Raw genomic sequence first — 24,540 nt, forward strand, 5'->3', positions numbered from 1 at the left:
TTCGTTATCTCAACTTAAGTGTTGCTAAACCAACAAGCACTAAAATTATCGAGATTATCCAAAAACGAACAATAACTCGCGGCTCAGGCCAACCCTTTAACTCATAATGGTGATGAATAGGTGCCATTCGAAAAATTCTTTTGCCGCGCAGCTTGAAGCTTCCTACCTGCAGAATAACTGACAGGGTTTCAACAACAAATATCCCCCCCATTATAAATAGCACTATTTCTTGGCGAACTAACACAGCAAGAACACCTAATGTTCCGCCCAGTGCTAATGAACCTACATCGCCCATAAATACTTGTGCTGGGTAAGTGTTAAACCATAAGAAGCCTAATCCTGCCCCCACAATTGCCGTACAAACAATTACCAGTTCGCTGGTCATGGGAATAAAGGGGATGTTTAAATATTCAGAAAACTTTATGTTTCCAGTAGTGTAAGCAAATATAGCAAAAGCACCGGCGACTAAAATAGTCGGCACAATGGCAAGCCCATCAAGGCCATCAGTTAGGTTTACGGCGTTACTGGTACCTACAATAACAAAGTAAGTTAACACCAAATACCATAAGCCTAATTGCGGCATGACTTCTTTAAAAAAGGGGACCAACAGCGCTGTTTCTTCTGCCTGGCTTGAATTAATAAATAGGAAAAATGCCACGGCCAATGCTATTACCGATTGCCAAAAGTACTTCCAGCGGGCTATTAAGCCTTTGGGATCTTTGCGAACAACTTTTCTGTAGTCATCAATAAAACCAATTATACCGAAGCTCACCACTACAAATAACGTGACCAATACATAAGTATTTGTTAAATCAGCCCACAATAAACAACTGGTTAAAATGGCGGCTAAAATTAGTACGCCGCCCATAGTAGGGGTACCTGATTTAGATAAATGGCTTTGCGGGCCATCATCTCTAACGGTTTGCCCTATTTGCATATTCTGCAACCACTTAATCATTTTAGGCCCAATTAAAATGGCAATTGCTAAAGCGGTGAGCGTGCTTAAAATTGCACGCAGGGTAAGGTAAGAAACAACATTAAAGCCGCTTTCAAATTGGGTTAGCCATTCGGCGAGCCAAATTAACATTATTTAGGCTCCTTCTTTATATTAGGTCCAAAATCAAATGCACAAAGTGCATCTACTACTTGCTCCATTCGAGCGCTTCGTGAACCTTTAACTAAAATGGTCACTTTGGTTTTTTCTTTTGCTAGGGCCCCATTTTGAATCATGGGAGCAATCAATTTTAATAAGGCATCAAACCCTTCTTGTGCATCAGCACATGCCATACCTTTATTCTGCATAGCAGAACTAGCATGGGCGCTCAATTTACCGCAGCTAATTAACGCGTCAATATTATGCTCAGCAGCGTATTCGCCTATTTGTTCATGGTACATAGCGGCTTGATCGCCCAACTCGCCCATGTCACCAAATACAAATACCCTAAAGCCTTCTAAATTACTGAGTAAATCTATAGCGGCTTTCACTGAACCCACGTTAGCGTTGTAAGTGTCGTCAATAACTTTAATGCTCTCATTGATAACTTTTACACCTAAGCGCCCTGCCACACTCTGCATGGCAAATAAGCCTGTTTTTACATCCGCTAAATTAGCCCCCACACTAATGGATAAAGCTGCACTTACTACCGCATTACCCACATTATGAATGCCGGGCACACGTAATCTTATAGCAGCGCTGCCAATAGGTGTGATTAACTCAAATTCAGCGCAGCCCTCAGCATTAATAGACACTTTATTAGCATGAAAGTCACCGCGTTCGCTTTCATACGAAAACGTTAAAATTTGCTCGGTGGAAGATTTGCCCTTCCAGAATTCATAAAACTGGCTATCATGGTTAAGGATAGCTACTGCATCTGGTGCGAGCACTTTAATAATTTCACTTTTAGCGCGCGCTACACCGAACAAACTGCCGAAGCCTTCAATATGAGCAGGGGCTGCATTTACAATGGTGGCTACGTCAGGCTTAACTAGGCCGCAGGTATATTCTATTTCACCTTGATGATTCGCGCCCATTTCAACAACCGCATACTCGTGTTCTTCATTTAAACGAAGCAAGGTTAAAGGCACGCCAATATCATTATTGAAATTGCCTTTGGTTGCTAACACTTTACCGCGTTGGCTTAAAATGGAATACACCATTTCTTTTACGGTAGTTTTGCCGCTTGAGCCGGTAATACCAACAGTTTTAGGGGATACTTTTTGTTTTACCGCGCTTCCTAATAGGCCTAGCGCAATAGTCGTATTGCTTACCATTATGGCGGGTAAATGCGTATTGGTTTTTTGACTAACGATGACGGCAGCAGCGCCTTTTTGCGCGGCCGTATTTAAGTAATCGTGGGCATTGAATTTAGGCCCTACTAAAGCAATGAATAAATCATCAGGCTTTATATCGCGAGTATCTGTGCTTACGTTTTTAATGATAACTTGGGCTGCTGCATCAGCGCTATTTACGTTTAGTAACTCACCGTTTACCTGTTGTGCAATCCAAGCTAATGAAACTGTAATCATAATTTAGCCCCATTGTTTATAATAGATTGAACAACTTCTCGCTCATTATAGGTAATCCGTTCGTCCCCTAATTCCATATAGGTTTCGTGCCCTTTGCCGGCTACTACTATCATGTCTTTACTACAACTATTCTGCCATGCCATTTTTATTGCTTGCTCGCGTTCTAATTCTATTCGTACATTTTTACTTGAAGCGAAACCACTCAAAATTTCATTTATAATTATTTGAGGATCTTCGCTTCTTGAATTGTCTTGTGTTAACACCGTTTCATCGGCGTATTTACACGCTATACTTCCCATAATTGGGCGTTTAGAGGTATCTCTGTCACCGCCACAACCAAATACACACACTAGCTTTCCTGGGGTGTGCTTGCGCGCAGCCTTTAGAGCTTGTTTCAGTGCATCGGGTGTGTGTGCATAGTCTACCAATATACTGGCCTTCGTGCTGACAAAAAGTTCCATTCTTCCAGCAACGCCACTTAATAAATGAATGTATTTAACAATTTCATCAAATTCAAATTGTTGCGCCAGTAAGGCGGTAATGGAAGCTAAAACATTGGCAATATTAAACGGGCCAATTAATGCAATTTTAGCAGGCGAATGCCCCCAACTTGAATGCAGCATAAAAGTGCTACCCTTTGGAGTGAAATCGATCTCACTCACCCAACAGCCTTTGTGTTTTGCTTCAACAAAAAATTCAGGCTTGTCTACTGAATACCAATACACATCTACATCGCTATTTACGCTTTGTTGCCATTTATCTGATTCTTCGTCATCAGCGTTTAGTACTAGGTTTTTTAAACCATCTGCTTTTAAAAGTAAGCGCTTAGCCTCACCATAACTTGCCATGTCACCATGATAATCAAGATGGTCTTGACTTAAATTGGTAAAAATAGCTGTATCAACCACCAATGACTGCAAACGGTCTTGTGTTAATCCGTGTGAAGACGCTTCTATTGCTGCATGTTCAACACTGTGTTTGGAAAGTTGGTGTAAGTGCGTGACCGTAGATACAATGTCAGGGGTCGTGTTAATAGTTTCGTTAAATAGAGAAACATTACCATTGGTAAATTTGTTGACCCCCAAAGTACCAATACTTGCGCTTGGAAAACTAAGTAAGCTGCACATTTGTGCATAAAGGTTTGCCACCGAGGTTTTACCATTAGTGCCTGTAATAGCACATAACTTAACTGCATCTTGATAATGATAGAATGCGCGCGCTATGCCGCCTAATTTAGAAGATAAGTTTTGCGTATGAATGAGTACGTAAGCGTGGGCTTGTTTGCTACTCGTAATACTCACACTAGGTAATTTAGCTTCATTGTTTTGGCTAATAACTACTTTGCAGCCATTGTTGCAAGCGTCATCAATATAATCATTCCCATTTTTGGAACTACCGCCAAGCGCTATGAAGATGCTTGAATCATTTACATTGCGGCTATCAAGACTAATAGACGTAAGTTCTTCGTTGAAACTTATGCTGGTAAGAGCAAACTTGAGCTGCGTGAATAAGTTGCCACTTGGACTAATCTCCAAGCACAGCTTTTCTAGGGTAGAATTAACGCCCTGCATGAAGCTGTCGCTCTAATACCACATCAACACTCATGGCATCAGGTGGAGTATTCAACATTTGTAGCGTATTGCTGACCACTTTAGAAAACACTGGTGCGGCGGTATCACCCGCGTAGTAGAAATCACCGCCAGGCTCATTTATGAGTACAACAACTGCAATTTGTGGGTCAGACACGGGGGCTATGCCAGCGAATATATTCACGTATTCTTCACCGTAACCACCTGCTACCGCCTTTTTACTCGTACCCGTTTTACCAGCCACTCGGTATCCAGGTACACGCGCTTTATAACCAGAGCCGCCTTTTTCTGTCACTGTTTCCATCATGAGTAACACATCATGTGCCACTTGCTCAGATATAACGCGGTCGGGGTAAACTTCTGCGTTCATGTCTTTAACAATACTAAGTGGACGCTTCATTCCGCCATTTGCAATAGTGGCATATACTCTAGCTAACTGCATGGCAGTCACCGAAATATTATAGCCAAATGATAAAGTGGCTATTTCATGTTGTGACCACCTAGAGCGCTCATGGAAAATACCATCTTCTTCGCCCACCATATTGGTGCCGGTATCACTCATTAAGCCTAAGTTGTAGTAAAAATCTATTAGCACTTCTTTTGGCATTGAAAGCGCCAGCTCTGAAATACCCATATTACTTGAGTATTTAAGCACTTCCGACAAGCTAATTTCGCCTAAATTTCTTGAATCTTCAACGCGGCTACCACCTAATCGCTTCCAACCAGGCGATGTGTCAATAATACTGTCAGACTCATATGATTCATTTTCTAGCGCAGCAATAACGGCAAGTGGCTTTAAGACCGAGCCTGGTTCAAATGCGTCGGTAATTGCTCGGTTACGAACGCGGTAACTAGAAACTGTAGAGCGATTATTAGGGTTATACGATGGCGTGTTCGCCAGCGCAAGAATCTCACCGGTGTGCACATCCACCACTACAACAGAGGCAGACGTAGCTTGGTACAAAACAGTCGCTTCTTTGATTTCACGATAGGCAATGGCTTGAATTCGTTGGTCAATGGTTAGCTTGATATCTTGCGCTTTTTTACCGGCTTCTTGCTCTAAAATTTCTACTTGGCGGTTATTTGCATCGCGGCGAATGCGTCGTTTGTCAGGAGTGCCGGTTAACCATTTATTATATAAGCGCTCAATTCCCTCAATGCCTTTATCGTCTACATCGGTAAATCCCAAAATATGGGCCGAGGTTTCTCCGGCAGGGTAATAGCGCTTCGCTTCGTTACGTAAAAACACACCTGGAATTTTAAGTTGTTCAACAAATTTAGCTACTGCCGGCGTAATTTGGCGCTGAATATAAACAAACCTACGCTTTGGATTCGACACCCGTTTAACTAGCTTTTTAGGGTCTATATTCAATACCTCGCCTAGTGCATCCCAGCGGCGCAAATCATCAAGGGCGGCATTGTCATGAATAATTTTAGGGTCAGCATAAATTGCTTGGGCTGGCACACTTACCGCTAACTGCTGGCCATTTCGGTCAGTAATTAGGCCTCTGTAGCTTGGAATATCACGCACTCTGATTGTGCGGTTGTCACCGTGTTCAATTAAATCATCAGGTTGGATTACTTGAATAAATGCCGCTCTTGCAGCTAGGGCTACAAATACAAAAATCACACAAGCTAATACAAGCAAAAAACGCCATTGTAAAAAACTAGGTGCTAGTTTAGGTTTTGCTTGGCCGTTTTTTGCATTGGCTTTGCGGTTGCCGTTGCGCTTACGCGGTTTTTGAAGTGTAGCTGCAACCGTCATTATTTAACCCTCAATAACACTTCGTCTTCGCGGGTTGGTCTGCGCATACCTAGCTTCTCATCAACCATCCGCTCAATTCGATTGTGCTCAGTTAACGAGCTTTGTTCAATAATAAGGTGGCGCCATTCAACGTCTAGCGAGTCTTTTTCTTGAATTAAACGCTCATGGGCTATCATTAATTGGCGATTTTTATGCGCGCTAACCACTACTGACAGCGCACTGGCAACCACTAAAAAGTACAATATTATAAGAAACAAATGCCGGCTCAAGTCCGACATTATTAAAATCAACAAATTAAACTTCGTGACCGTTTTACTCATAGCTTTTCTGCCACCCGTAAAACCGAGCTTCGCGCTCGCACGTTTTTATTTATTTCAGCTTGGCTGGGTTTTATTGCTTTGCCAATAGGCTTTAAGACTTTTCCTTGATCAAGTAATTCTTGTGCAACTGGCAGTTTGCTAGGATATTGCTTACCTTGCGATTGCTTTTTAATAAAGCGCTTAACCATTCTATCTTCAAGCGAATGGAAACTGATAACCGCAAGGCGTCCACCCGACTTAAGCACGTCAACACCTTCACTTAAACCCAGCTCTAGTTGTTTCAACTCACCATTTATGAAAATCCGCACGCCTTGGAAAGTTCGCGTGGCTGGGTGCTTGTGTTTGTCTTTTACGGGTACTGCTTGATCAATTAATTTGGTAAATTCGGCGGTGGTTTCAAGAGGCTTGATTGCGCGCTGTTCAATAACAGCATGAGCAATACGAGTACCAAATTTTTCTTCGCCATATTGCTTTATTACTTTTGCGATTTCTTCTAAAGATGCACAGTTTAACCATTGTGCAGCGCTCATACCTGAACCGGTATCCATGCGCATGTCTAAAGGGCCGTCTTTTTGAAAACTAAACCCACGGCTTGCATCATCTAATTGAGGGGATGAAACACCAATATCCATTAAGATACCGTCAATTAAACCGTATAAACCTAAATCGTTTATTACGACTTTCATATTGGCAAAGGCACAATGGTGAATGCTGAAGCGGGGATCAGATAAAAATGGCTGGGCGGCGTCTATGGCGGCTTTGTCCCTATCAAAAGCAACCAAGCGTCCGTGCTCGCCAAGACGAGATAAAATTTCTCGACTATGGCCGCCCCGTCCAAAAGTGGCATCTACATAAACCCCGTTAGGGTCAATGTTAAGTCCGTCTACTGATTCACTCAGTAGAACAGAGTGGTGTATTAATTCGCTCATAGCGAGAAGTCCTGAAGCCTTTCCGTTTGCTCATATTGGCCGGCTTTTTCAACACTTAAATCTTCTGCAACTTGTGCATTCCATGTGTCTTCTTGCCAAATTTCAAAACGATTACGCTGACCTACTAGCATAATCTCTTTTTCTAAACCTGCATATTGACGCAGTGTGGGAGCTACTAAAACTCGCCCACTTTTGTCCATATCAACTTCGGTTGCATAACCAATTAACAAACGCTGAATACGACGTTCGTCAGGATTCATGGTAGAAAACTTACTGAGCTTAAGCTCAATTTCTTCCCATTCGGGAAGCGGGTAAAGTAGCAAACAGGCTTGTCTATTATCAACAGTGCACACCAGTTGTCCCTGGCAATCATCCATAAGGGATTGACGATATCGCGTGGGTATCGTCAGTCGACCTTTGTTGTCAAGATTGATTGCGTTAGCGCCGCGGAACATTACCCCTAGCCTATTTTATTGTTAGTAGCTGTAAATATTATTGTTTTTATCTTTTAACCTGATGCGAATGTTGATGAGCCAGTTATGACACATTTTTACCACTTTACTTCAGACTAAACCCTTTTTTGCCACTTTTACCCACTTTTTGACAGTTTAGGGACTTTTCATGGTTAATGTCAAGTTTTTTTACAGCGTTGTGGCTCTTTTTTGAGCGACGTTTTAGCTACAAAATTAAAAGAGGCTAAGTGAATAATCACCCTATAATTTATTACGTTCGCCAAGTGCATGATTTGTATATTAATGATGGTAAGAAAAACTTAGTTGAATGATTCTTGAACGTGTAATGGGTAAAAATGAGGCTCGGACAAACTTAATATTTTTTAAGCTTGCGTTGAAGCCCAGAAGTGAAAATAGTAAATTTGTACTATTGAATAAATGGAATAGAAATAAAAAAGCGCAGGAATTTTCATTCCTGCGCTTTTACCAATTTTCGCGTTTCTTTTAGTGCTTTTACAGGCGCTATTAAGCCGTCGCTTCTGGCTGTTGTTCTTCAGCGGGTGCGTTGCTTGCTTGGCTAATTTGAATAGCTTGAACAGGATTATCTGTTTTGCTACTTAGTTCAACCAAACGATTTAATTGGCCTAAAGAAAGCATCATAGAGTAAGCTGCGCCTAAGTAGCCCGCTTTATGCATAGCAAGTACTTTGTCATCATCTAGTTCTACTAGTTTCTTTTCATTGATAGACAAAACACCCGTTACATTGCGAACTTGTCCAGAACGGTATTGAACACGCAATGTAATTTCTTCTAGTAAATCAAGCTCTTTAACTTGCTTGATGAAACGTTGGTTTTGAACTTCACTGTTAGCTAAGTCACCTAAGAATTGCTGACGGTTTTTCAACAATTCACTTGGCTCACCATCTTCTGTAAACAAGGCTTCGCCTTCGTCAGAAATTTGGTCACTGTTTTCATCAATGAATACGCCTAATTTTTCACCATCAGGGCGAATATCGAAAGGGTAACGCTGAATATTTAGCGGAATATGAGGACCCTGCCAGCGATCTTCGTTAAAGAACAAGTTATTGCCTTGCTCTAAACCTAACATAGCAACAGTGTGCACGTTTTTGGTATTTGGATCTTCAATAAACACAAGCGGCATGCTGCCAGATAATTGTGCAAACTCACGTATAGTGGCTGCAGCAAGATGAGATTTGCTCACTAAATCAAAGTTAATTTTAGGAATGATTTTTAGTGCGCTGTGCTTGGCTTTATCAAGCGGAATATAATTAATTGCCATTGTAAACTTCTCTGTTATGTTTTTTTCTCAGCCAACTTCCCGACTGCGATTTGTTTTTTTAAATGGAGGTACAGTATGGCGTAAAAGCCCTTAAAAGTCACTGCATAACCAAATATTAACATTAAAAAAAACACTATTTAAAGGTGCCTGAATATACATATTTGCTAAGCACCTGTTTTGAATATTTTTTATTGTTTTGTATCTACCATATGCCTTGCTAAAAAATCATTAAGTAACATCAACATTTGGGCATGTAGGGGGTTATATGTGGGTAGCGCACATCGTTCTGACTGATTCACCTGCGTTTTATCAAACTGCAGCCCTATTAGTTGAACTTGGCTAATAGGGACATTTGCATGGCACAAGTCATAAGACTCATCAATCTTAAATACCACATGCTCTCCCTTTAGCTGCTCGGTTAATGATTCAACTCCCTCAAATGGCGTGACCGTATCGGCCATAGAGTGAGCTGCAAAAATGGGTAAAGTAATTTGCACATCGTTATCTTTATCCTCTTCAAGTTTAGCACGAACATCACGTATTACATCCATCAGTACCAAGGCAGAATATCCGGCTACACTTGGATATTTGTAAGGGTGTGGCCCCATTGTTTCGTAGTCTCCGTCTATCCATTTCGCGAGGCTTTTAATTCCCCAAATCTTTGATAAGGTTTCGGCCGAGCTACTAAGAGCCAAGGCGCCCGAAAATAATACCAAGGCGTTTACTTCTTCGGGATGATTAAGTGCATAGCGCGTAGCTAGGGCGCCGCCAGTTGAAAAGCCGCCCAAGGCCAAGGGGCCATCAAATGTTTTGGCGAACGCTATAATTTGGTCAAAATGTGCATACCAACGCTGTTGAAGTTTGTCATCGCGCATATCGAAACTTGCATCTTTTTTACCGTGCCCAGAATTAAGCGGTAAAATGACCACATATCCTTGTTTCTGTAAAAATTCACCTGGAGAACTTACGAAAAAAGGAGAATCACTAAGGCCATGTAAAATAACGACTACGCCTTTTGACGTCCCTTTTGGCAATAATACCATTGGCGCGTGGCCATCGTTTTTTAAAGATTTTGAACACAAGCCATATTCAAGGGCCGTATTCTTAGAACACGCATATACGCCATTTAACTCATCGCTATAAATATTCGAAAATTGTTTTTTTTGCTCCAATGTAAGCGTTTCGGCATGCGCACTTGAAACACTCACAAAAAAGGCAGCAAATGCTGCCTTTAATCCATTAACTAAGGTCATGTTAAGTCTCGTTAGTATTATTCAAAGTAGGCAGCAAGGTCGTCGCTTCCACCTATATGCTTACCACCAATAAATACTTGAGGCACTGTATCACGACCACTAATTGCTTTTAAAGAAGCTAGAGACGCGCCTTTACCTAGCACTATTTCTTCGTAAGTGAAGCCTTTGTCACTTAATAGTGCTTTAGCTTTATCACAGAATGGGCAGCCAGGCTTAGTGAATAAAGAAACTTCCTGCGGGGCTTTTTCGCCCGGAGAAAGATAATCTAACATAGTATCGGCATCTGATACTTCAAACGGGTCACCCGGTTGATTCGGTTCAATGAACATTTTTTTAACCACACCGTTTTCAACAAGCATAGAATAACGCCAGCTGCGCTTACCAAAGCCAATATCTGATTTATCAACCAACATGCCCATACCATCGGTAAATTGTCCGTTGCCATCAGGCACTACCGTAATATTTTCAGCTTCTTGGTCAGCTAACCAAGAATTCATAACAAAAGTATCGTTTACCGACATACATACAATGTCATCAACGCCTAGCTTTTTAAACACTCCTGCCAATTGATTATAACGGGGTAAGTGAGTAGACGAACACGTTGGCGTAAATGCGCCCGGTAAAGAAAAAACAATGACTTTTTTGTTGCTAAAAAGCGCGTCGGTAGTAAGCGTTTTCCACTCTTCACCTACACGTGTTGGCCAACTAACTTTTGGTACGCTTTCACCTACTTTGCTCGGCATATCTACAGGATGTGTCATATTGTCTCCTAAGTATTGTTTTTTAAATCTTCTAAATGATATTTATCTATTAACGAATACAACGTAGGGCGAGTAACTCCCAGTAATTCAGCCGCTTTCGACATATTTTGTTCAGCCTGATGATAGGCCTTTCTAATTGCCTTGCTCTCGGCATTTTCTCGCACTTCACGTAAATTAAACACGAGTTCTTCTTTCGGTGCGCTTGTGTTAGTTAAATCTAAATCAACGGCGTCAACATAACTGCCCTCGGCTAGCACAACGGCCGATTTAATCTTATTTTGTAATTCGCGAATATTGCCAGGCCAAGAATGATTTAACATGGCATTAATAGCTTCTTGGCTGAAGCCTTTAACACTTGATTTATAATCTTGAGCATACATATTTAAAAAGGTTTTTGCTAGCAATACTACATCATCATCACGGTCTTTTAGGGGCGGAATCATAATATTTATTTCGCCCACTCTGTAAAACAAATCTTCGCGGAAAGATTGGTCTTTAACCATTTCAGGAATGTCACGGTGAGTTGCACAAATAACACGTACATCTACTGGAATTTCATTGCGTCCACCAATGCGCTCAATCACTCGCTCTTGTAAGAAACGCAATAGTTTGGCTTGTAAGCCCATGGGCATATCACCAATTTCATCTAAAAACAGTGTGCCCTTTTGCGCAGTCTCTATTTTACCAATAACCGTTTTATTCGCGCCGGTGAATGAACCTTTCTCATGCCCGAACAATTCACTTTCAAGTAAATTTTCTGGAATAGATGCACAGTTAATAGCAATAAAGGGTTCATCTTTACGATTACTGTGTTCATGAATACTTCGCGCAAATACTTCTTTACCGGTGCCACTTTCACCTAGTAGCAGAATACTGATGTCTGTTTGCGCTATTTTCTCGGCTTTTCGGCTCGCACCTACAATTGCGTCACTGTTGCCTACAATTCGCCCCATACTCGTTTGCGCTTTACCCAACATCCTATTTTCGAATTCAAGTTCAGCTAAACTTAAAGCACGCTCAATCAGTAAGTTTATAATGTCACTATCAATAGGTTTTTGATAAAAGTCATAAGCACCTAACTTAACGGCATCTAAAGCTATTTGTTTTTCATTGTTTCCAGTAACAACAATAACCTTAGTGTGGGGGGCTAATGAGAGTATTTCTTGTAAGGCTAATAAGCCTTCTGAAGCATTAGTTGGGTCAGGGGGAAGGCCAAGATCTAGCGTAACCACACTAGGTTCTACGCGTCGAAGTTGCGAGATTGCAGATGGCCTGTCTGAAGCAAATGTTACATCAAAATCAGTCAAAGCCCATTTCAGTTGTTTTTGAATCCCTAAGTCATCATCTACGACCAGTACTTTTCCTTTCTTACTCATTTGTCTTCTTCGTCCTTTGCGTCTGGAATGTAAAGAGTAAAGCAACTGCCTTTACCTAATTCACTTTTTACCACTAGATTGCCACCAATGCTTTGTAAAAAGTTTTTTGCATCATAAGCACCAACTCCCATACCTGCATTCCCTTTAGTTGTTTCAAATGGTGTAAACAATCTTTCTTCTATAAAAGATTGTGACATACCTTCACCATTGTCAATAATGTTAATCATAATCTGATGCGATTGTTGAGTTGCATCAATTGATATATCACCATTGTTATCGGTTGCTTGCTGAGCATTATTAATTAAATGATACAAAACATTGGCAAATTTCTCTGCATCTATAGAAACCATAACATTTTTTTCACCGGTAAACTGAGGTATAGGCAATAAGCCTTGGCATTTTGATTCAATGACCGATTCAATTAATTGTGAAACATTTACCGCTTCGGTATTCGTGTTTTGATCAATTGACTTATCCATTAACTGCTTAAGCATATTATCCATACGTGCTTTTGTATGCTCTAAGGTTTCAAAAGTATCATCAATAAATTCTGGATTTGATTTATGTTGTTTTGCATTGGCTAGGAGCAAATTAATTTGTGCCAGCACGTTTTTAAGATCATGTACTACAAACGCCGACATTCTATTAAATGCGGCAAATTTTGCATTTTCAGATAATGTTTGATTACTTTCAGCCTGAAAAATAAAGTGAGCGGTTTGCTCGGTTACGGCAAGTAGGTAATCGCGAATTTCCCAGTTCAAGGTGTGTTTGTCAGCGGTTTTGGTATTTACGCACACCATTCCCCATAGTGAATTGTTGTTATAAACGGGGATCATGAAATGAAAGGGATAATTAGCTATCATATTGTTTCGATTATCAATATCAGCGTACATTTCGGGTTTAATACGCATTTCATCAAAATCTATAATCCAGTCTTTTTTAGTAAAGTATGTGCGTAAATGATGGCTATAAGACTCAATTATTTCTAGCTCACTAGCTTGCACGTTCCCTATACTCGCCACACAGGAAGTAAGGTTATTTTCAAGCTTAAATAATAAGCCTTGTTCATACTTAATGCCCTGCACCCAACCCACAAGTGCTGTGTGATAAATATCAGCTAGAGATTTATTTTCCGCTGACAAGGTTTTTGTCAAGGCTAGCCACTCTACTCTGTAGTCAAATTGGTTAGCATAGAAATTTTTGGTGATAAATACTTTTAGTTTAGTCCTAAATTCATTGGATAAAAACAAACTTGCCAGCAATACAATAGAAATTAGAAATAACACTATTTGAATAGGCACGCCCCACTGCCCACCAAAGTATTTCACCATATATCCAAGCAATGCCATGATCATCAGGTATGCGCCTGATAGCATTAACAGCGTACTATGGAGCACCACTTCCCGTGACACAAATATGTCAATCCCCCATTGCTGTATGCGGCGAATAGCTAGAATCAGAAAAGGTAAAAGGGCTAAATAGATATATCCGCGAGCCGCAAAGAAGCTCCAATTCAAGTTATTTACCATAGCTGCATTAGCGTAGGTAAAAAAGTCGAACGTGGTAAGCGCGCCTAAATAAATAATGAGGGGTTTGTATGCCCATTTTTGCTCACCCGCTTGACGAAAAACCTGTTCTAACACAACCAGCATCTGAACGGTTACTAACGTAAATATAAGATATTGCAGAGAAGGTGAAAATGGATTGAATACAGATATTGCTACCGACAGAGTGGGCAGAATCATCATTATTAAGGGTATGGGCCGGCTGAACATTTGCCAAACCGAGGTAAACTCTTTGTGTAGGCATGCGCCTAAAAACAAGGTCCAAATCCATAGGCGAACACTATCGAGTTGTGCATATTGAGATATGTCAGTAACCCACCCCACAAGGCTGATATGCGCTACTGACCACAAGCAGGTTATGGTGGTGGCCGCTAATAGCAATGTTTTAGCAAGGCCTGCTTTCCTGACCACCATTAGCAAAAATATAAGCACTAAATAACCGGCAGCGGTTAATCCATAACCAATATCAAATATCAAACGTCTTACCTTTTTTGAAGCAACAAGCTTCCTATTGAATAACCGGCTCCAAACGAACACAAAATACCGTAGTCACCCGCAACTAAGTCTTCATTATACAAATTAAACGCAATCACTGAACCCGCGGATGCAGTGTTTGCATAGCGGTCAAGGACAACTGGCGCTTCATCTAAATTAGCCTCGCGTCCTAATAAACGCTTACTAATAAGCGTGTTCATATTTATATTTGCTTGGTGCAACCACCATCTACGCAGGTTTTCGGGCACTAATTCGTGCTTAGCTAAATGTTCCGTAATATGTTGCGCCGCTAGCGGGCAAACTTCTTTAAATACCTTGCGTCCTTCCTGATGAAATAGCTTATCAGGTCCGTATGGGTCAGCGTCAGTGGCATGCGACATATACCCAAAGTTTGAGCGAATAGTATTTGAAAATTTCGTTAAGGCTTTAGTGCTTAAAATATTATACGCGTTGTCACTCGTGACTGTTTCGGCCGTTTCTAGTACGGTAGCAGTGGCCACGTCACCAAAAATAAAATGACTGTCACGGTCTTTATAGTTTATTTGTGGCGAAACTAATTCTGGGTTAATTACCAACACAGCTTTTGCCGTTCCAGCTGCCACCATTTCGTAAGCTCGGTGCATACCAAAGGTCGCGGCAGAGCATGCCACAAGCATATCAAAACCAAAGCCTTTGATACCCAGTTCTTCTTGTACTTCAATCGCAATTGCTGGATATGAACGCTGAGTATATGCACATGACACAATTACCGCATCAATATCACTGGCCTGCTTATTAGCCGCCGCAAGTGCTTTTTTAGCGGCTTTAACGGCGATCTCTGCTTGTAATGATAATTCGTCGTCAGCGCGTTCTGGTAAAAGGGGACGCATTCGATGAATATCAAGCACCCCCTCTTTGCTATAAATATAACGACTTTTAATGCCCGATGCTTTTTCTACGAATGGGGCGCTTGAATGCGGCATTGCTTCAAGCGTACCCGCTTCAATCTCGGCTTTATTTTCTTGGTTAAAATAATCGGCATATTCGTTATATGAACCAATTAATTCTTCGTTGCTGATACTGTGAGGAGGTGTCCATAAACCAGAACCGCTTAGTACAACTTGCTGCATGATTAATCCTAATGTAGTGGCGAAAAATCACCCGTGTAAATTGATAACTGCTTTTATATAAAGAGCCTAGCTTGTTGTGCGGTCTTTATTAGCGTATCGGTAATAGTAGTCTTTAGTCAGTATGGGTTCAAGTATGTTTAATGAAGAGGCCACTTTATTACAAACTTAGCGCCTTTAGAGTAGCTGGTATCAAGCGTAAGGCTTCCTTGATAGCTTTCAACTATTTTGCGCGCAATGGCTAGCCCCAACCCATATACTTCAGACGCATTAGAATCTTTAGTGCTGTAAAACAAACTGAATACTTGCTCTGCATTTTCATCAGCTATGCCTTTTCCGTTATCACATAATGTAATCACATGATGGTCCTTTTCGCTATGATAATCTATCCCAATAGTTAGCTCATCAGTATTGCTGTGTTCAATTGCATTGCACATGATGCATTTTAAAACTGTTTTAAACGGTGGCAGCGGTATTTCAAATTTAACATCATCAATCGTCGTTCGCACATTACTTGGGGCTTTTAAGTCGCCCAGTAAATCTACTGACATAGTGGTAAGTACCACACTGCCATTTCTGTGCTTATCTCTGCCAGCGAACCAGTAGTTGTACAATGCGCCTAATAGCTTGTTTATTCGCGTTGTACGTTGAGTTAATTGCTCTACATGTTCGTGTACATCCGGTAAATCTACATGAGCTAAATCTTCTTTCAACCACCTTAGTAGTTTCATCATAGCCAGTGCAGGAGTGCGAAGATCGGTGGCAATTAAACTTGCTATTTTATCTAAATCAGCATTTTTCTTTTCTAGCAGCTCTATAAGTTCGTATTTTTGCGTTAAGTCATACGCCACACCAAGTATGTAGTCCTCGCCCTCACGAGTTACAAAGTGTTTCTTAGTGGTTTCTAGCACTTTTCTTTCACCGGAAGGGAAATCAATCGTTTCAACAACCCGTTTTTCGCCTTCGTTAAATGCTTGTTGATCATCTTGTAAAAATAATTCTCGTTGCTGCGGCTCATAGTCTTCGGCCGTCGTAAAACCAATTACCTTATCTTGCATTTCTGGCGGGTAAAAAGACATAAACAAATCATTTGCAAACACAATTTTTGAATCTTTATCTTTTGCAAAAATGGCATGCGTTTGGGTGTCAGCAATGAGTATTTGCAGTTCTTTTTGGTCTTGATTTAGGCGAATATTTTTTTGTAGCAATAATTTATCAATAATTGCATCTTCAAACATCATAAGTGCTGAACCCAGCGTTTCCCAATTTTCGCGCCTTTGCCCACCGTAGAATACGAAATAGCCATTTATATTATTTTTTATATCACTTATTAAAAGAAATAATACAAACCCAATATCCTGTCCATCACATTGCAAGTTTACATTTTCAATTAGCGCATTATTAGACGCCGGCGTAAACCACTCAAAGCGCTTACTCAGATCTTTATTTGCCCAAAGTGAATGTAGGGCTGCTTTGTTTTGAACTTGTTCACCAACAAAAAAATCAGCACCATCGCGGTCATTAAATAAATTAAGGTACGCACCGCTGGCACCTAGTAAATCCATCATGCGTACACATGGTTTCATCAGCAACTTTTTAAGTTGTGACTCATTTAAGCCGTATTCTTTTTGCCACGTAACATCGTGGTGCAAATTTAAAATTTCTGAAGATATTTTCATATTACTTTCTCAAGCAGCGTTGAATGGTTTTAAGTAAAATATCCATATCAAACGGTTTGGTCACAATTTCATCTACCCCTAAGTCAAACCACAACTCAGAATCAATATCAAATGCGTCTGCTGTAACGGCAATTATAATAGGTTGAGTATCAGGATTGGTGTGCTTGCGAATTTGCTCGGTAGCTTCAATACCATTCATATTCGGCATATGTTTATCCATAAGAACCACGTCAATCGCCTTATCTTTTTCCACCATCTTGACCGCTTCATAACCATCTATTGCTTCTATGCATTGTGCGCCCACATCTTCCAGTAATGACAGTACAATTTCACGATTAATATCACTGTCATCTACAATCAATACTCGTATCCCTTCAAGACTGGCTGTAGTGCTTGTTTCCTCATACTTCACGGTTTTAGACACTGTATTATTCGGCATGGGTTTGCCTAAGGTAAGAGAAAACAACGAGCCTGAAGTACTTGACACTAAATTAAGATCAATGCCAAGTAAATCACTTAATTTCTTCACAATTTCTAGCCCTAGTCCGGTGCTCAATGAGCCTAATGCATGTCCTGACTCTTCTTGCTTATAGGCATCAAAAATATCAACCGTATTCTTAATCCCGATGCCTGTGTCTTCAACGCACAGCACTAAGCGGCTATCTTGCATTTTTGTATATACATGCACACTTCCGCTATGCGTATATTTAATTGCGTTTGATACCAAGTTGCACAACACTTGCGTTAATCGCACTTTGTCTGTCATAACCATGTCGTGCTGGAGGTCAGGCAAGGTTGCGTATAGCGATAATTCTTTCTCTTGAGCTTTGAAAATAAATAGCCGTACCACTTGCGTAAATACTTCGGTGACCGACACCATTTCAATAGAAATTCTTAACTTCGCTTCATTTAACTTTGCTAAGTCTAAAATATCATTTAATAGAAATGATAAATGTTCTGAGTTAGCAATAATTTTGTCTATTTTGTCTGAAGAAGATTGCGGTGATAACTCTTGTTTCATCATAGCTAGCATACCTAAAATCGCATGCAGCGGTGTACGAATTTCATGAGATACACGGGCAAAAAATTGATTACGAGTTGATAAAGCCGCTAAAGCTGATAACTCACTCTCGCGCTGCTCAGTTATATCGCTATGCGACATATTTAACACAAGGTTCTGATTTTGCTTGTTAATATAAAGACTGGCGTGGAGCATATGATGCCTCCACTTACCAGATAAATGGCGGACCCTTACGACTTTATGAAACTTAGGCTGTTTGGCATTTATGAAATCGTTTAGCTCAGATTTAAAATTTGCTAATTCATCAGGGTGGATTAACGCGTAAAAGCGACTAATACGTAAGCTTTTGACCGGATTCGGGAAACCTACAAGCTTTGACCAGCCATTGTCACAATATATGTTGTCATCGCTTGTATCCCACTCCCACAAGCCAAAGCCAGCATTGTGCAACACCCCTACTAAGCGCTCTTTTTCTGCTTCGAGTCTTTCTCTAACTTGCATATCTGAGCTTACATCTGACAACAAATGTATAACAGATGTTGCCCGTCCGTTTTCCCGAACGACTTGGGCCGCATCTTTTACCCAAACGGTAAAACCATTCTTGTGAACTAAGCGATAAACAGTATGAACAATTTCTTCGCATGCCTCATCAAGTAAGCCCTGTTGGCTTTCTAACAAATAATGCGCTGTATCATCTTCAAAAATTAAATCATCGAACAGTGTTTGTTCGTTACATAGTTCTGAAGATGCATATCCCAATAATGTATTTATATTGTCAGACGCCGATAATATGGGTTCGCCAGTAAGATTGCTCGACTCAATAAAAAAGGTGTTTGAGTGCTTAAATGCGCGTAGAAAAATTTCACTACTTATTTGCTTCATACTAGCGATTCGCCTCTTAAAGAATATCGTTTGGTTGCGGCAATAATGGGGCGAATAGTTTAGCCAAATGTCTAAACAGCTGCATACGCGTTGTGCCCATTCTCCATACTAAGCCTATTTCTCTAAAAGCACTGTCATCATCTGACATTGCAACAACATCTGAGTTTTGTAAAATCCCTTTATTTAAAGCCATTTGTGGTAAAAACGTATAGCCCATTTGGCTATTTACCAGTGAAACTAAGGTGTGCAAACTATTAGCAGTAAGTGAGCTTACTTGTGCCTTATGCGCCAAATTACATGCACTTACGGCGTGTTCTGTCAAACAATGCTCTTTTTGCAGCAAGAAAATACTGTTTTCTGGCAACTGTTCTATTTCTAAATGCTCAGGCAAATCGGCAGCCTTGTCTTTATGGGCAATCAGGTGAAATGGATCTTTCCCCAATACCATTTGTTTACAACCTGGCGTTTTCATCGGCAAAGCCAAAATGAGTAAATCTAATTCGCCTTCTGATAATTTACTTAGCAAATTGTCGGTTGTATCTTCCAATAATTTTAGCTGAATTTGCGGCAATGATTGTTGCATGCTCGTGATGAGCGATTCAAATAGAAAGGGGGCAATAGTAGGTATAACGCCGAGTTTTAGCACACCGGTTTGCCAATCACCCGATGATTGAGCAAAGGTTATCCAGTCTTGGCTGTGTTGCAGCAATATTTTACTGCGCTCAACTAACGCTTCGCCAAAGTCAGTAAACACAAAAGCTTTGTGTTCGCGCTCAAGCAATTGCTGACCTACGCTCTCTTCAAGATTCTGAATAGCAGCGCTAAGCGTAGATTGGCTTACGTTGCATTTATCTGCTGCACGTAAAAAGTGCTGCTCTTTGTGCAGCACTGTTAAGTAGTGTAAATGTTTTAAATTTGGTGGACGCAAAGGTAATCAAACGAGTTATTTATCGTGATTACACTTATAGCACACTAGACTCCAAATATCAGCCTCAAGAAATAAAAGAACATAATTGAGAACGCTGCACCAGCGGGTAAGGTAATTACCCAAGACGTTACAATGCTCTTCACTGTTTTAGCATTTAGAGCAGATATACCTTGGGCTAAACCGACTCCTAGTACGGCACCCACTAATGTTTGTGTAGTAGATATAGGAAGACCAGTCCCAGAGGCTATTAACACGGTGGTCGCCGCTGAAAGTTCTGCAGCAAAGCCCCTTGAAGGCGTTAGGTGTGTGATGCCTTGACCTATGGTTTTCATAACACGATGGCCAAACAAGGCTAAGCCCATTACGATACCAAAGCCGCCCAAAGGTAGCACCCACCAAGCTAAATCTGCTTTGCCAGCTATGTCACCATTATTCGAAACTACGCTTACTACGGCCGCCAAAGGCCCAATGGCATTAGCAACATCATTCGAACCATGAGCAAAAGCCATACAACATGCCGTAAGTACCATAAGCACCGCGAAAACACGCTCTACACTTATATTTTGCTCTTCGGCCGATATGATTAATTCAGCTTCTTTTGAATGTAGCATTTTACGGCTAAGCCTGCGCACTAAAACCATGCCTACAATAGCAACCAAAATACCAATTGCGGCTGCCAAGACTAAACCTTCCATAAATGGTAATCCTAATCCCACATGCTTCAAACCTTTCTGAATGGTGATTAAGGACATAATAAAGCCAGCTAAGCCCATATAATAAGGGATGTACTTTACTGCAGCTAAAAGGGGATGTTTTCTATCAAGAATAAGTTTTTTGGCACTTAAGAAAATCGCTACTGCAATGATACCGGCAAGCGCAGGGGTAACTATCCAGCTACCTACTATGCCTAATATTTTGCCCCACGCTACCGCTTCTGCGCTTACACCAACAGCAGTGAAACCTACAATGGCCCCCACAATAGAGTGAGTTGTAGATACAGGCCAACCTTTATACGAGGCAATAATAAGCCAAAGCCCTGCCGCAAAAAGCGAAGAGATCATACCTAAAACAAGTAATTCAGGGATATCAGTAAAGTAATCGGCATCTATAATGCCTTTTCTGATAGTGGCGGTAACTTCGCCACCGGCTAGATAAGCACCTGCAAATTCAAACACCATCGCAATAATAATAGCTTGCTTAAGTGTGATCGCTTTCGCCCCAACCGAGGTTCCCATGGCATTCGCAACATCATTGGCGCCAATACCCCAGGCCATAATAAAACCCACAACTGCGGCAAGTGCCACAAGAATTAGGCCATAACTTTGAATTAAATCCATAAGTAAAAGAAATAACGTCCATAATGAAATTAATGGTGGAATATAAATGCAAACATGTGAAACCGCAACCTTAAACGGCCAATATCAGAAATTGTCAAAAAACTGCAACAATTGAACCCACTATTTTAATAGTTTCTTAACCGTTTTTTTCATGCTTGTACTGCTAAGGTCTCTGCCGTAAGTTAAATATATAACATACTCACAAATGTTTTTACAACGGTCACCCACGCGCTCAAAAGCGCGAATCGCCCATAATACATCTAACCATAAATTAATATCATCTGGGTTATTTTGAATTTCAAGCGCAGTATGTTCCAGTACCTTTTTGTAAACCTTATCTATTTCATGATCTTGCTGGTGTGCTAATACAGCGGCTTTGTCGTCTTGTCGAGCAAATGCGTCAAAAGTTGCTCGCATCATAGCCACGTTTCGATTACCAATATCCATCATGCCTGATAAAACCGTGTCAGAATTAGGAATCTTATTTTTAGTGACCAATTTCGCAACACGCGCTATTTCATCGCCTATTCGCTCTAAATCAGTTGCTGTTTTTGAAACAGTCATAATCAAACGTAAATCACCTGCAGTAGGATTTCGCTTGGCAATTATGCGCATACATTCTTGTTCAACTTGGGTTTCCATCGAATCTACGCGGGTATCATTAAGTGCCACTCGCTCAGCCAAACTTGGTGCGTTTTCCTTAAGCGCAACAAGTGTGTTAACTAGCTGCTGCTCTATCACCCCTCCCATAGTCAACACAGAGTGCTTTAAATTCTCTAACTCTTGGTTAAATTTAGCAGATATATGCGTACTTAATTGAATTTGACGGCGCACTTAATATTCCTCGGTTAGCCGTATCGGCCAGTAATATAATCTTCGGTTTGTTGCATATTGGGCATGGTAAATAACGAATCGCTATCAGAGTACTCTATTAGCTCTCCTTTATGAATAAACGCCGCATAGTCAGACACCCTAGCAGCTTGTTGCATATTATGCGTCACAATCAATATTGTGCATTGTTTTTTCAGCTGTATGATTAACTCTTCTATATGCAATGTAGTTAATGGATCAAGGGCTGATGTAGGTTCATCTAACAACAATATTGGTGGCTCTAGGGCGAGTGCTCGAGCTATCATTAATCTTTGCTGTTGGCCTCCTGATAACACTAAGGCTGATTCAAATAACCTATCTCTTACTTCTTCCCATAACGATGCTTTCTTTAGTGCTGACTCTACCGTGTCATCCAAAACTCGGCGGTTATTCTCGCCTTTAATACGCAAACCAAAGGCCACATTTTCATAAATGCTCATGGGAAAAGGATTTGGCCGTTGAAATACCATGCCTATTTGCGAGCGCAGTTTTGATACACGCTCTCGTTTATCATAGATATTTCGATCATCAATCCAAATTTCGCCACTCATTTTGTGCGAACTCACAAATTCATTCATTCGATTAATGCTATTTAAAAGTGTTGTTTTACCGCAACCACTTTGCCCAATTAACGCCGTAATTCTATTTTTAGGAACGCGGAGATTAATTTTATTAAGCACATTTTTTGCATCCATACTTACACTTAAGTCTTTTACGGTAATACTAGTAGTGGCCGAAGAAAACTCTTCTACCGGCATTACATCTCGTTCAAATAGCTTAAACATCTTGTTATATTCGCTTATATTTGTTGCGCAATTTATTACGCAAAATTATGGCTGATACATTCAGGAAAAATACAATTAGTAGCAACAGTAAACACGTTGCAAACATCAGTGACGATACTTGAGATTCCGTTTGATTATGAAATGCGCCATCGTAAATAAACACACCTAAATGCATGAACTGGCGCTCTAAGTGAATGAAAGGGAATTCACTATCAATAGGTAAACTAGGGGCAAACTTAACCGCGCCCACTAGTATTAAAGGCGCAACTTCGCCAGCTGCTCGGGCGATAGCTAAAATGACTCCGGTTAGAATACCAGGGCTTGCCATAGGCAACACTACGCGCCGTATAGTTTCATATTTTGTCGCGCCAAGAGCTAATGCACCAGCGCGTAGGTTTTTAGGTACGCGCTTTAATCCTTCTTCAGTAGATACAATTACTACAGGTAAGGTCAATATTCCCATGGTTAATGCAGCCCATAATAAACCGGGCGTGCCAAAGGTGGGGCTTGGCAAACTTTGCGAGAATAGCAATTGGTCAATGGTTCCGCCCATTCCATAAACAAAAAAGCCTAGGCCGAACACCCCATAAACTACCGAAGGCACTGCTGCCATATTGCTTACACTTATACGAATAAACGTGGTTAAACGCGTTGCAGGAGCATATTCATGCAAATATATAGCAGCGATGGCACCAAAAGGCGTAACAAACACCGCCATTAGTATTACCATTAATAAGGTGCCGAATATTGCGGGAAACACGCCGCCGCTGGTAGATGCTTGTTTAGGCGACTCAGTTAAGAAGATATAAAGCTGCTTAAAAGTGTAAGCAATCGCGTCCCAATTACTAAATGCATTGGGTTGATAAAATTCAACCACATCAATAAAAGCAATACTTAGCTCATCTTGAGAATCAATGCGTATATTGATTCTATGACTTTGAATTTGATCTCTAATATTATTAGCGTACTGCTGCCAACGCCTAAATTCAGCCAGTTTTCGTTGAAACATGGGCGTTTCGATACCTACGCCTTTGTCAGTAAAATCACCAATAGTTTCGTGTAAAGGCTTGAGCTTGCTTAATTGAATATCTGATAAATTTCGCGATAGTGTGTTTACGGTAGTGGTTATCTCGTCAAACTGAGATAAATCACTTAGTATTTTTTCGCCCAGCTGAATACTCGAAAATTTTCCTAAGTATTTTTTACCCGCTCGCGTATTCAGTAAATAAACATCATCTGGCTTATAAACCTCAAGTACGAGTTCTTCGGCTAAGGCTAAATTTGTGTAAGCTTCGTTCTTTTTCTCAAACATTCGCCTTACTTCGAGCTTACTATCATGGCTCAATACATACTCAATATGAGTATTTGGGGCAAGCGGTGTGTATTGAGCGCCATTATGTTCTGTAATTGAAGTTCGTACTTCAAACACTGACATTGGTAAAAAATAACGACCGCCTTGAAGGGCAACAAATACAAATAAAGATAGTAATAAAAGTAATAAAATAGAGCATGCTAGCATCACACATACTTCAACTAGCGATTGTTTAAATTGCTCTTGGTAATCATCATTACTTTTATTTTGATATATACTTAAAGCCACAT

Annotated in this window: 20 protein-coding genes; all 20 read right to left on the bottom strand. The window is 40.6% G+C overall.

The genetic code is table 11. From position 1 onward, the window contains the following. Window positions 1-4 precede the first annotated feature (4 nt). The 20 genes from mraY to pstA all read right to left on the bottom strand — a co-directional run bounded on the left by mraY (window position 5) and on the right by pstA (window position 24,538). Window positions 5-1,087, bottom strand: a complete 1,083-nt coding sequence (gene mraY / locus ACOI22_RS06790) for a phospho-N-acetylmuramoyl-pentapeptide-transferase (protein ID WP_420671258.1) — start codon at window positions 1,085-1,087, stop codon at window positions 5-7. Then, the gene (locus ACOI22_RS06795; protein ID WP_420671259.1) at window positions 1,087-2,526 is read right to left on the bottom strand and encodes a UDP-N-acetylmuramoyl-tripeptide--D-alanyl-D-alanine ligase; all 1,440 of its coding nucleotides are present in this window, start codon (window positions 2,524-2,526) and stop codon (window positions 1,087-1,089) included. Before ACOI22_RS06795 ends, mraY begins: the two co-directional genes overlap by 1 nt. Next, on the bottom strand, window positions 2,523-4,097 hold the full coding sequence (locus tag ACOI22_RS06800) for a UDP-N-acetylmuramoyl-L-alanyl-D-glutamate--2,6-diaminopimelate ligase (RefSeq protein ID WP_420671260.1): 1,575 nt from the start codon (window positions 4,095-4,097) through the stop codon (window positions 2,523-2,525). Before ACOI22_RS06800 ends, ACOI22_RS06795 begins: the two co-directional genes overlap by 4 nt. Beyond that, complete coding sequence (locus tag ACOI22_RS06805; protein ID WP_420671261.1) at window positions 4,084-5,880, bottom strand: peptidoglycan D,D-transpeptidase FtsI family protein; 1,797 nt, start codon at window positions 5,878-5,880, stop codon at window positions 4,084-4,086. Before ACOI22_RS06805 ends, ACOI22_RS06800 begins: the two co-directional genes overlap by 14 nt. Then, a complete protein-coding gene (ftsL, locus tag ACOI22_RS06810; protein WP_420671262.1) occupies window positions 5,880-6,200 on the bottom strand; it encodes a cell division protein FtsL in 321 nt (106 codons plus the stop codon). The genes ACOI22_RS06805 and ftsL overlap by 1 nt, the downstream gene beginning before the upstream one ends. After that, window positions 6,197-7,129, bottom strand: a complete 933-nt coding sequence (rsmH, locus tag ACOI22_RS06815; RefSeq protein ID WP_420671263.1) for a 16S rRNA (cytosine(1402)-N(4))-methyltransferase RsmH — start codon at window positions 7,127-7,129, stop codon at window positions 6,197-6,199. Before rsmH ends, ftsL begins: the two co-directional genes overlap by 4 nt. Further along, window positions 7,126-7,584, bottom strand: coding sequence for a division/cell wall cluster transcriptional repressor MraZ (gene mraZ, locus ACOI22_RS06820; protein WP_420671264.1), 459 nt, complete (start codon window positions 7,582-7,584; stop codon window positions 7,126-7,128). The genes rsmH and mraZ overlap by 4 nt, the downstream gene beginning before the upstream one ends. A 522-nt stretch (window positions 7,585-8,106) precedes the next feature. Further along, window positions 8,107-8,880, bottom strand: coding sequence for a SapC family protein (locus tag ACOI22_RS06825; RefSeq protein WP_420671265.1), 774 nt, complete (start codon window positions 8,878-8,880; stop codon window positions 8,107-8,109). A 188-nt stretch (window positions 8,881-9,068) separates the two neighbouring features. Further along, window positions 9,069-10,133 (bottom strand): alpha/beta hydrolase, encoded by a 1,065-nt coding sequence (locus tag ACOI22_RS06830; RefSeq protein WP_420671266.1) that lies wholly within the window; start codon window positions 10,131-10,133, stop codon window positions 9,069-9,071. 17 nt (window positions 10,134-10,150) lie between these two features. After that, window positions 10,151-10,876: a glutathione peroxidase gene (locus ACOI22_RS06835; protein WP_420672331.1), complete on the bottom strand. Its 726-nt coding sequence runs from the start codon at window positions 10,874-10,876 to the stop codon at window positions 10,151-10,153. A gap of 26 nt (window positions 10,877-10,902) precedes the next feature. After that, window positions 10,903-12,270 (bottom strand): PEP-CTERM-box response regulator transcription factor, encoded by a 1,368-nt coding sequence (prsR, locus tag ACOI22_RS06840; protein ID WP_420671267.1) that lies wholly within the window; start codon window positions 12,268-12,270, stop codon window positions 10,903-10,905. After that, window positions 12,267-14,312, bottom strand: coding sequence for an XrtA/PEP-CTERM system histidine kinase PrsK (gene prsK / locus ACOI22_RS06845; protein WP_420671268.1), 2,046 nt, complete (start codon window positions 14,310-14,312; stop codon window positions 12,267-12,269). Before prsK ends, prsR begins: the two co-directional genes overlap by 4 nt. A gap of 5 nt (window positions 14,313-14,317) precedes the next feature. Further along, on the bottom strand, window positions 14,318-15,442 hold the full coding sequence (locus ACOI22_RS06850) for a beta-ketoacyl-ACP synthase III (protein WP_420672332.1): 1,125 nt from the start codon (window positions 15,440-15,442) through the stop codon (window positions 14,318-14,320). 134 nt (window positions 15,443-15,576) lie between these two features. Further along, window positions 15,577-17,115: a sensor histidine kinase gene (locus ACOI22_RS06855; RefSeq protein ID WP_420671269.1), complete on the bottom strand. Its 1,539-nt coding sequence runs from the start codon at window positions 17,113-17,115 to the stop codon at window positions 15,577-15,579. A gap of 1 nt (window position 17,116) precedes the next feature. Next, entirely contained in the window at window positions 17,117-19,018 is a 1,902-nt protein-coding gene (locus tag ACOI22_RS06860; RefSeq protein WP_420671270.1) for a PAS domain-containing hybrid sensor histidine kinase/response regulator, read from the bottom strand. 16 nt (window positions 19,019-19,034) lie between these two features. Continuing rightward, a complete protein-coding gene (locus tag ACOI22_RS06865) occupies window positions 19,035-19,946 on the bottom strand; it encodes a hydrogen peroxide-inducible genes activator (RefSeq protein ID WP_420671271.1) in 912 nt (303 codons plus the stop codon). 44 nt (window positions 19,947-19,990) lie between these two features. Further along, complete coding sequence (locus ACOI22_RS06870) at window positions 19,991-21,283, bottom strand: inorganic phosphate transporter (protein ID WP_420671272.1); 1,293 nt, start codon at window positions 21,281-21,283, stop codon at window positions 19,991-19,993. A 120-nt stretch (window positions 21,284-21,403) separates the two neighbouring features. Beyond that, the gene (gene phoU, locus ACOI22_RS06875) at window positions 21,404-22,117 is read right to left on the bottom strand and encodes a phosphate signaling complex protein PhoU (protein ID WP_420671273.1); all 714 of its coding nucleotides are present in this window, start codon (window positions 22,115-22,117) and stop codon (window positions 21,404-21,406) included. A 14-nt stretch (window positions 22,118-22,131) separates the two neighbouring features. Continuing rightward, window positions 22,132-22,938, bottom strand: a complete 807-nt coding sequence (gene pstB / locus ACOI22_RS06880; protein ID WP_420671274.1) for a phosphate ABC transporter ATP-binding protein PstB — start codon at window positions 22,936-22,938, stop codon at window positions 22,132-22,134. A 4-nt stretch (window positions 22,939-22,942) separates the two neighbouring features. After that, window positions 22,943-24,538, bottom strand: coding sequence for a phosphate ABC transporter permease PstA (gene pstA, locus ACOI22_RS06885; protein ID WP_420671275.1), 1,596 nt, complete (start codon window positions 24,536-24,538; stop codon window positions 22,943-22,945). Between the last annotated feature and the right edge of the window lie 2 nt (window positions 24,539-24,540).

Origin of the sequence: Glaciecola sp. 2405UD65-10 (assembly GCF_048820975.1) — a bacterium.
GTDB lineage: Bacteria > Pseudomonadota > Gammaproteobacteria > Enterobacterales > Alteromonadaceae > Glaciecola.